This is a genomic window from uncultured Marivita sp. (assembly GCF_947488135.1).
GTDB lineage: Bacteria > Pseudomonadota > Alphaproteobacteria > Rhodobacterales > Rhodobacteraceae > Marivita.
In genome coordinates, this window is sequence record NZ_CANKYW010000007.1 from 234,536 (window position 1) to 244,324 (window position 9,789).

General features: G+C 54.4%; 9 protein-coding genes. 2 read left to right on the forward strand and 7 right to left on the reverse strand.

Features of this window, described 5'->3' with window-relative positions; all coding sequences use genetic code 11:
• Nucleotides 1-2 precede the first annotated feature (2 nt).
• Nucleotides 3-1,316: a relaxase/mobilization nuclease domain-containing protein gene (locus tag Q1B16_RS18315; RefSeq protein ID WP_299792304.1), complete on the forward strand. Its 1,314-nt coding sequence runs from the start codon at nucleotides 3-5 to the stop codon at nucleotides 1,314-1,316.
• 28 nt (nucleotides 1,317-1,344) lie between these two features.
• Here the strand turns inward: Q1B16_RS18315 and Q1B16_RS18320 are convergent, their stop codons facing one another.
• Together Q1B16_RS18320 and Q1B16_RS18325 are read right to left on the reverse strand one after the other, a co-directional pair.
• Nucleotides 1,345-2,652 carry a hypothetical protein gene (locus tag Q1B16_RS18320; RefSeq protein ID WP_299792307.1) on the reverse strand — a complete coding sequence of 436 codons (1,308 nt, stop codon included), beginning with the start codon at nucleotides 2,650-2,652 and terminating at the stop codon, nucleotides 1,345-1,347.
• Nucleotides 2,653-2,761: 109 nt separating this feature from the next.
• Nucleotides 2,762-2,989: a hypothetical protein gene (locus Q1B16_RS18325; protein WP_299792310.1), complete on the reverse strand. Its 228-nt coding sequence runs from the start codon at nucleotides 2,987-2,989 to the stop codon at nucleotides 2,762-2,764.
• A 577-nt stretch (nucleotides 2,990-3,566) separates the two neighbouring features.
• On the opposite strand from Q1B16_RS18325, the gene Q1B16_RS18330 reads away from it, so the two are divergent.
• Entirely contained in the window at nucleotides 3,567-3,746 is a 180-nt protein-coding gene (locus Q1B16_RS18330) for a hypothetical protein (protein WP_299792313.1), read from the forward strand.
• A 57-nt stretch (nucleotides 3,747-3,803) separates the two neighbouring features.
• Here Q1B16_RS18330 and Q1B16_RS18335 read toward each other — a convergent pair whose 3' ends face one another.
• The 5 genes from Q1B16_RS18335 to Q1B16_RS18355 all read right to left on the reverse strand — a co-directional run bounded on the left by Q1B16_RS18335 (nucleotide 3,804) and on the right by Q1B16_RS18355 (nucleotide 9,587).
• Nucleotides 3,804-4,388, reverse strand: a complete 585-nt coding sequence (locus tag Q1B16_RS18335) for a hypothetical protein (protein WP_299792316.1) — start codon at nucleotides 4,386-4,388, stop codon at nucleotides 3,804-3,806.
• A 136-nt stretch (nucleotides 4,389-4,524) separates the two neighbouring features.
• Nucleotides 4,525-4,785: a hypothetical protein gene (locus Q1B16_RS18340; RefSeq protein WP_299792319.1), complete on the reverse strand. Its 261-nt coding sequence runs from the start codon at nucleotides 4,783-4,785 to the stop codon at nucleotides 4,525-4,527.
• 32 nt (nucleotides 4,786-4,817) lie between these two features.
• Entirely contained in the window at nucleotides 4,818-5,720 is a 903-nt protein-coding gene (locus tag Q1B16_RS18345; protein WP_299792322.1) for a zincin-like metallopeptidase domain-containing protein, read from the reverse strand.
• A gap of 346 nt (nucleotides 5,721-6,066) precedes the next feature.
• Entirely contained in the window at nucleotides 6,067-8,169 is a 2,103-nt protein-coding gene (locus Q1B16_RS18350) for a DUF87 domain-containing protein (protein WP_299792325.1), read from the reverse strand.
• Complete coding sequence (locus Q1B16_RS18355; RefSeq protein ID WP_299792328.1) at nucleotides 8,169-9,587, reverse strand: SIR2 family protein; 1,419 nt, start codon at nucleotides 9,585-9,587, stop codon at nucleotides 8,169-8,171. Before Q1B16_RS18355 ends, Q1B16_RS18350 begins: the two co-directional genes overlap by 1 nt.
• Between the last annotated feature and the right edge of the window lie 202 nt (nucleotides 9,588-9,789).

Genomic DNA, 9,789 nt, shown 5'->3' on the forward strand with positions numbered 1-9,789 from the left:
CCATGATCTTGAAAGCCAAAGAGCGTGGCAATGCCCCGCAGCTCGCCCGCTACCTGCTGGCAATGCGAGATAATGAACACGTCGAACTCCATGACGTGCGCGGATTCATCAGTGATGATCTGGTCGAGGCATTCAGAGAAGCCGATGCCATTGCGCGGGGAACGCGCTGCGAGAGGCATCTGTTCTCCATGAGCTTTAACCCGCCTGAAGGCGCGGATGCGTCCATTGGGGACTTCGAAAGGGCAATAGAGCAAGTAGAAGCCAAACTTGGGCTGGAAGGCCAGCCCCGCGCCATTGTCTTCCACGAAAAAGACGGGCGGCGGCACGCTCATGCCGTCTGGTCACGGATCGACAGCGAGCGGATGCGAGCTTTGAACCTCAGCCACTACAAGATCAAGCTGCGGGACGTATCGCGCCAGCTCTACCTTGAACATGGCTGGGCAATGCCGCGCGGCTTGGAAGATCGCAGCTTGCGCGACCCGCTCACCTTCACGCGCGAAGAATGGCAGCAAGCGCAGCGGGCTGGCCTTGACGCAAAGGAGCTGAAAGCGGTCTTCAAGACTGTCTGGGAAACATCAGACAATCGCGCAGCCTTCGAACAGGCGCTCAAGGAACGCGGGTTCTGGCTCGCTAGAGGTGATCGGCGCGGCTTTGTCGCGGTCGATTATCGCGGTGAGGTTTATGCCCTAGCCCGCTACAGCGGCGTCAAGGCAAAGGACGTGGCCGCGAAGCTCGGCGATCCGCAAGAGCTACGTTCGGTCGAACAGGTGAAGGCCGACATTGCTGGCCGTATGACGGCCAAGCTGCAAGAATTCATCAAGCAGGCCGAACGGGACGCGGCGCGGCGGTCGTTGCAGATCGACTTCCGCAAGGCGGAGATTGTCGGGCGGCATGAGAAAGAGCGCCGCCAGCTTACAGAAGCCCATGAGAAGCGCTGGCAGGCCGAAACCCGCAAGCGGGCTGAACGTCTTCCAAAGGGGTTCTCGGGCATCTGGCATCGCCTGACTGGCAAATATGCCAAGGTTCGAGCGCAGAATGAACATGAAGCGCTGAAAGCCCTGCACCGCGACCGCGCAGAAAAGGACGCGATGATCCTCAAGCAGATCGAAGAGCGGCAGGTTATCCAGCGCGATATACGAGCGCAGCGGGAAGCTGCGCAAGACGAGTTGTTGCGGCTACGCGAAGACGTGGCGCACTACATGCGTAATGATCGGCATGCCCCCGATCACACGCCCACGCGCAAGCGCGAGAAAACCCGCGAAGAAGGCCGCGAACGCGCACCTCGCCCGCACCGCAGGCATGGGTTCGAGCCGTAGTTAGATGCTATTGGAATAAGGCAACCGATCATTTGGGAACAAATAGTGGAGACGAATAGCCATCAACCTGCAACCTGTACAATCCATTATCCTCCACCTCACCAGTCACAACAACGCTCGTGCCATCGCCAAGGATGACATGATTTTTGATATCGCCAGGCTCATAGACCGCGCGAGGCTCACCTACTATAAAGCCAGACACATTCTTCATCGCCTTGATTGCGGGCTTTGGCGACTCCTTAGCAATGACATCCCTTTCTGCATCTGTCGCCTTAACCTCTTCCAGACTCAGCAAGACGGGAGTAATGTGCCACATAGTAAATGCTGGGAACATGGTTCCAGACACCTCAATTTCGTCTTCACTTGAAATTATATCTTTCTTTTCCTGCGGGAGTTCACTCCAATTTATCACCATCTGCACTTCTGAAACTGCGGGATAGGAAACGTTGCTAAGCTCGTCCATTCCATCAAGCATTTGCCGACCGAGGAAGCAAGTCACCTTGTCGAGCAAAAGCACAGGAGTTTCGAACTCTCCCTGATAATCATGGTAACCCTTCTTTGTAATTTTCCGACCTTGTAGCGTGATTAATTTCGGCTTATAGCCATCGCCAGCAAAATTGTCGCTAATATCAACACACCTCTGCTTTTCGCAGTCGCAGGAAAAATTATTGCTAATGACTCCTGCGCCCTCCTCTCCCTTGTTTTGATCTCGGAGGTAAGATTCCGCATTCTGCGGGTATCCAGGGCGATTAGTGCTGTCATTCCACTTTGAATAAGCTGAGCCGCTCTCACTCATATCCTTCGGTGATAAATAGTAGAGAACTGCGCCAATCACTAAGATTAGGATGAGTATCCCAACAATGGCTTCGATGAGATACTTTCGATCTGATGATTTTGTTGCATCGGGGGATGCATGCCCTTCATCTGCCACATTCGAATTAACTGTGACTGGAGTGGGTTTCTGGTCAGGAATGTTGTTTTCCGATATCGCCGCGATATTAGGAGTGGACAGGTTCCATTTGAGCATCGCCAGCCGTGCCTCGGGCGATTCATAGTTGTCGATTACGTATCCATCTTGAAATAATTTTTCCGCATACAACTTGTTGCCCGAGAACCCAAGCCAAACTTGCAGCAAAAGTATTGCAGCGCCACCAAAATACATATCCACAAAGATGTAAATTACCCACATAGAGGCCATAAGCGCCCCAAGCGCATAAAGCCCCCTCATAAAGAGAGGAAAGCCGAAACAAGGAGAAAAGATCAATAGCGTCCAGCTAAATCCTATCTTTACTTGCTTATACTGACCAGTGGATTGTTTTTTCAGCGTAACCTTCATGAAAATTCCTTTTAAAAAAGGAAAACGATATCATCTTATTGATGTATTTAAAATTGCTTTTAACCTAATCAGCATCCCGAAAAGCTTTACTTGGTTTTGAAAGGGCGCTCTAGGAGCGCCCTTCGTTTTGCTGCGGGGTATCTTCGAGCGGAGCCCGCAGGACGATCCGTCCGTTGATCGGGCAAGTCTCAAGCTGAAGCGTGTAGCCCTGTCCGTCCTTGTGCGCCCAAGCTGCGCCGACTTTGTTCCAGAAGGATTTTTCGCCTCTCTGCGTGACGTGCCAGGCCAGAAGGTCGGGTGCGTTTAGGGGCTGCTGGGCGGTGTTCGTAGTTTTCATTTTCTCGCATGCCATAATCTCATCTCCTTTGTTTGGGGTGGCTTGCTAACGCCCTCCCGTCAGGCCGAAGGCAAAGGTTCGGGATTCATGGTCAACACGGCTGGCGCAGCCAGGTGGTGCGGGCAGGCCATTGAAGGCAGTGCCGCGTTCGGTCAAGGAAATCGCAGCGCGATTATTGGGTGTCCTCAAAGCAAGTCCGCCCCAATCAAAGGGGTGAGAGTTACGCGGTCAGAATAACGGCGACTGCCCTTCAGCCAGCCGCATCCGTCATGCCCTGCTTCGTGTCTCGCGCATCTTCTGGCGATAATCCACATCTGGAAACGCTGGCGTTGCCCTTGGCGAGCACATTGTGACGGCGGGCAAAGCCGATGCCGCTTCTTTCCGATCAACCGAGATCAATCCTGTGGTGCTTTGGGCGATAGCAGCCGCAAACCGTAGACGCGCTCCCTGCGCATCCGCCTATGACGTTCAAGCGTCAGTGCCGAACCATCAGCGCCTTCATTGGCCGAGATGATGTGTGTGCGAGCCGAAAGGCTCTGAATGGTTCGGAGCCTCCTTGAAGCCAAAGGAGGATGACATGAAACTTGTCTCTCGATTTGAAGCAGCAACGCTAAGCACGCCTGAATTGCACGGTCTGCGAAAAGAAGCGTTCATCGCCTTCACTGCCGCCCCGCGCGGCTCGCAGGAACAGCGCGAAGCGCTTGTGACGATGCGAACTATCGAAGATGAGCTGGCGACCCGTGCGCCAGGTCTCTAAATCCTGATGCGGCTGGCCGTGAGGTCAGCCGCGAATTTTCTGTTGCTCGCATGCTGGTCAGATAGCGTCAGTATGCATCACCGCTGTTGCCTCAACCAGCATCGAATTCTTAAAATATAGATAGATCGTACACTGGCGAGATACGGGTATGATTGAGAATAGTATTTGGCCAAAGCTGAATCCTTCAGGCGCTTGCCATTTCAATTTTGCATAATATGCATAAAGTGCTTGATCAAAGTCGCTTTCCTTTACCATAAATTGCTCTGGATTCTTTCGGACGTTCTTCAAAATGCTTCGTGGCGCGCCGAAACCCGCCTTCTCTATCTCCAATATCGCATCCTTGTAATTTGCGCAGCACTTCATCATGTGAGCATTGACTGCCGCACTCAACGCCTGCTGATCTTCCGTCGAACCAACTCGCATTTTCCCAGCCCATGCCAAAAGCTGCTTCAATGATTTGGCTTTTGAGAGCTTGGCGACGTCAACGCTTGTGTTTTCAGGAAGCGTAATTGCTTGACTGCTGGCGGTCGCATCGGCGGTAGCGCTTTCACCTGCCGTGCCGACTATTGGGAACGTGAGGCCGATACTAGCGGCAATCAAGACGGACAACAGCCATATTCTTTTCTGAATCAAAACAATCACCAATAAATCTTTGCAAACTAAATACTTAGAAATGTTACCACGCGCGCGCACAGGATGTCATTTTTATATTCCACTTATTTCCTGACTCTTCTTCCCCCTTAGAGGAAGCGGCTGGCCGAGAGGCCAGCCGAAAATTTTAGAACAAGGAAAGTTGCGCCCCGCGCCAGCCTGTGCGCACGGCCTCGTGATCGAGCCATGCGGTAACAATAGCGACTGCGCCGCCGTAGCCCGTCACCGTGCCCTTGTGCGTGAAGTGCGAGCGGTAGCCTGTCTCGGTGACGGGCAACGGCGCTCTGCTCTCGGTGCGCAGTTCAATGTGATCGACCATGCCGAACGCTTCGGGCGCGAATGTTATCTCGATCTGAATCCCGCGCCATACGGTTGTATGTTGTGCCATTGTTGTGCCCTCCGCCGTAGCGGAGCCGCCGCTTACGCGGCGACTCCTTCTGCTGTTTCGGTCTGGGCTTGGAAGCCATGCAGGAAGTCTGCTGCCTTTTGGGCGTGGGCGGCTGCCGAGAAGATCGCCCGCTTATCGTCCTTCAGCACCTTCAGCCAGCTCTGGATATAGGCGGCATGATCTGTGCCAGCCTCGGGGGTCAGGCCAAGATCGGCACAAAGGAACGCCGCGCCAAGTTCGGCAACAAGTTCTTCGCGGGCGTAGCCTTCATCGCCCCATTTCTTGCGCCCGAATTCTCGGTCAAGGCGCTTGGGGTGCTTCGTCCAGTGCGTCAGCTCATGCGCCAAGTTCGCATAGTACGCCTCGGGGCTGCGGAAACACTCGAAGACGGGCATCTGCACATGATCGCTGCCGCCGCTATAGAAAGCCTGATTGCCGCCGTGCCGAACGTCCGCGCCTGTCGCCGCGAAGAAGTCTTCGGCATGGGGGATGCGCTGCGCGGGGTCTATGACAGGCTCGGGCTTGACGTAGTAGTGCTCGGGCAAGCCTTCGATCTGCTCCACATTGAAGACGGTGTAAGCTTTCATAAACGGTATGGTGCGTTCTTCCTCCGTGCCGTTGTCCTGCTCCTCTAGCTTCGTGATGGTGTTGGCATAAACAACGGAATTGCCGCGCTCGCCCTTCCTGACGTGTGCGCCCAGCTCTTGGGCTTGGCGGTAGGTCATCCAGTACGGGGAGAAATAGCCCGCCTCCATCGCCGCGCCCCACAACATCAGAACGTTGATGCCGCTATAGGCTAGGCCGTTATGGCGCAGGGGCTTGGTCACGCGCCCATCCATGTTGCCAGCGCTCCACGGCTTCAGCCATGTGAGTTCGCCCTGCTCCAAATCGGCGATGATCTTGTCTGTAACTTTCTGGTAAACGTCTTGTTTCACTTCCTTTTCTCCTTTGATCGGTTGCGCATGCAACCGATCTGCCCCTCTGGCGAAGAGAGGGGGGAGACCGTCACAGACCGCAGGCAGCGGTGGGGGATCGCCCATCCTGCACAAGCAAAGCGCGGAAGGATGGGGAGACCGCTGACTGCGCCCAAAGCCCATGCGAAGGGCTTGGTCTTGACGGCGAAGGGGGTCGCAGACCCCAAAACAAGAAAGAGAAAGTCAGCCTGCCAGGGCTGGCATCAGGCCCGCGCAAGGGATGGAAGCCGCATGGCCGAGACCGCTACAGGCGGGCTCGGTTCACGACAGCCCGACCCGAAGGGGTGCGCCAAGTTCAAGTGAATTTTCAGAAGGGTATTTCATCATCGAGATCGTCAGATGATGCTGTATCCGCAGCAGCAGCGACTTCCTCTTCGGGTTGTTCGGGCGGCATTGAGCCATTGTCACTACCGAGCCCCCAATGTTCGATGACATCATCCAATGGAAATGCATCAGCTTTTGCCCAATCAACGTATGGCGCTGCCGTCGCGCTCCAGGGTTCTTTTGACGGGAGGTTGATCTGAACGCGCGAGGGCACATGAAACGCGCTCCCAAAGACGATAGCCTCACCCGAAGCTAGAACAGTCACCTGATCAAGCAGCCTTTGCGCCTGTCTTGGGATGATGCGCCTGAAATGGTCAATATCGTCGGGATTCTGAAGCCTGTGGGAGAAGAAATTCGCGCATTGGCTAACAATCGTCGGACTGACCTCGCTAGGTCGCTGACTTGCGACGATTAGCGAAAGTCCGAACTTGCGACCTTCCTTGGCCACACGTTCGAAGGCGCGACGAGACAAACTGTGTCCTCTGTCCTCGGCGCGTCCTTGTGGTCGCGCGTAATTGTGGGCTTCTTCCAGAACCAGAACCCATGGATAACGGCTACGGACTTCAGGACGCAGCATTTCTCGGGTTTCAAGTAGAAGCCGCCCGAGCAAGGCACAGGCAAAAGGCAGCACTTCGGCCGCAAGCATCGAAAAATCCAAAACTGATACGCGCATACCGTCCGACTGCGAGATACCGAGAGCTTTGATCCAGTCTTCGAAAGATTCGATATTCTGATCTTCGTAGGAGAAAAATGACTGCCACCGACGGTCATCAAGGCGCGTCCGCAATCTCAGTTTTAACGTCAACAGGTACTGATCAATCTTCTTGCTGCTTTCCTGATCCGTGGTGCGGTCTACAAGGTTCGGATCGCGAAACTCGTGAACGGGCACAAATCGCGGAGAGTCGGCGGTCTTCGCGAAGTTGATCCCTTCATGCTGTCGTGCAGATATCGTCTCAAGTAGCTCCGTGCGTATCTCTACAAGCCGATCCCGCACAACGCGGTCATTTGATACCTTGCGCCATTGATCTGTTGAACTAGGCGTCCAGGTAGCGAGACGCCCGAACTCAACCCAATCGATAACTGATGCGTATTGCGCTGCATGATCGATAAAGACGTCGAAGCTGCCACCAGCGGGTGAACGCGGATCATCGAGCCATTGAAGTGCTGAGTCGATCTTCCCAATCGCAACTTGCAGCGGATCGTACGCCCCTGCACCAGTGCGTGAAGCTTTTGAAATAGACCACCAATCTTTCAAGACGGGCTCTTGCGTCGCCTCCGATGCCTGAAGCCAGTCGCAAATTTCCTCACCGTTCATGAGCCAGACGGGTAGGCAAAATTCTTTTCCGTTCAGATAAACCCTATTGGGTTCGCGCGCATATGCCGCACTCTCTTCGGGGAGGAAGGCGTTAGCATATTCCCCGTTAATATCAAGGATGAAGATGTGCGGCTCGGCATCATCGACGACACTGAAGGTCTCGAGTTCGATGATGCCGCGAAGAATGCTGGCGACGGTATAGGATTTACCTGAGCCAGTGTTACCGACAACCGCAAGCGGTCGTGAGAACAGGTCGTTGAACGAAGCCTTGATGCGCGTGTTTTCATCACCCGTTTGGTGTCCGATCTCTAACGGATAATCGTAGTCTTCATCTTCGCTACCTGCGGGGCGGTTTCGCTTGGGAGGATGTGCGAAAATGCCCGTCAACACGTCTGGGTCAGCGACTTCGGCGGGCGTATCTAGGGTCGGGAGGACGGTAATTCCAGTGTCGAACTTCCACGCACGTGGTGCGGTCTGCTTGACAGTGCCTAAAAGCTGTACCGACGCGATGCGCCGTGGTTTCGTCAGTTCGAGAGATAGCTCCTCATCTCGTGTCGGATCGTAGCTCTCTCGGGCTTCAAGGTCACTTAGAATACCAATGGCGTGCGACCCCGCTCCGAGATCAAAGGTCAGAAAGGAATTGATCGCGACGGCACGTTGTACGCCATCAGGCGTAGCGCGGGCTGATGACTTTGCATCAGGCGATAGCTCGACTTTCAGACGGAAGCCATTGACGGAAACGACATGACCGATGACGCGAGGCTGCTCCATCAATCGTCCCCAGCGCCACCTTGTGGCTCACGGTCATCCGTCTTCTTGATCTGCTCTTCGAACATGCGCAGACGCTTGTAGTCATCGAGCCACTTCACATCGGGCATGACGTTGCGCGCGAAATCGGCAAAAGTCGCTGTTTTGTAGGAGCAGCCCTGCCCTTCCACCAATCGCTCGGTTAGAACGAATGCCCGTTGGCCGAGACTCTGATATCGGCGAATCCGCTTCACAATCTCACTGTCAGGGTTCGGTTCGACAACGAGCATTACAAGTGAAGGATTCATAAGAGCGGTTTCAATGATGCGTGTGACGTGCTCGTCCCCGAACCCGTACCCCATGACAAGCAGGAAGGTTTGAGGCTGATTCAGACGTGCGTGGAAAAGACGAAAGAGATGCGCGTAAGGCATCCCCAGTGTTTGGGTAAACTTCTGTGAAGTCGGTAGAATTCCGAAAGACTCAATGCCCGAGAACGCTTCAGATTCGAGTGCGAGAGCTTTGTCTTGCGCCGATGCTTCACGATATGCGGCCGCGAAGGAAAGATCGCGATGACGCGCTCTGTATATACCCGCTTCATCTACATACCAGTGCAGAGAGCCATGTAGTTTATAGAACTGCATGAACTTGTCGAAGCGTCTGACGCGTCCTTCTGCGACATCGCCAGGATAGTAGATATCGAGGCCGTAGACGGCGGGATCAAACCTCGAGCTAGTCTTTCCTGAAAATCCGTCAAAATATTGAATTCCCAATTCTTCCATAGCCTGCTCAAACAGTGTGTCATAGTTGAGCGTGAAGAGATGAGTGCGACCAAGATTTGTATCGCGGGCACTCAATTTTGCGAGGAATGGTATATGACCTGACGAACTTTCTGCATCCGCACCTGACAACTCGCTACGGTCGATTTGTAGCGCACACTCCGCAAATATCGCCTTCTCGATCCGCGTTTGCAGTTCCGCAAGGTCATCTTCGGCAATACTCAGATGCTCGTCGGCACCAGCGACGTCCGTTCCCTTCCATTCAATATTTTGTATGGGCGACTGATCAGATGCGGTCAGTCCCGAAACATTGAAAAGGTAACTGAGCCAGTCTTCGAAACCTAGCGGACCGTCATCTCCCGCTGGCCATCCCGAGATGCGATGGCGAATGACGGCTTTCGCGGAGTCGGGGACAGGCGTCTGAGCAACAGCTTCAAGTACTAGACATTCAAGGTTGTTGGCCTTCCGACCTGCCATGAGACGACCACCGCACCCGACAGAACAACCTGCTGCCGTCAGAACCACCACGTTTTCCATCCTGAGCCAATCCGCGAGTAGCGCCTGAATGCGCCGAATGCCTTCGTCGGGTGACTTGTCTTTCAGAAGGTCATCGCTTTCGCCCGCAGAGACAGGCGAAAGCAGCTTATAGGGCGATAATACCGTCATGCCTCGATCTCCAGTTTCGGGAGACCGCGCACGATCTTCATAGTTTCGAGGCTGACGGTGATAACCCGTTGGAACAGCTCAAGCGGATAGGCAGGGTTTCCGACCGTCTCGATGGCGTAGCGGTTTGAACCGCTCCGGGTTTGCCGGAGGCTCCAACTCTTGAGTAGGATGGAGCATCATGAGCAAGACGACGAACAAATAT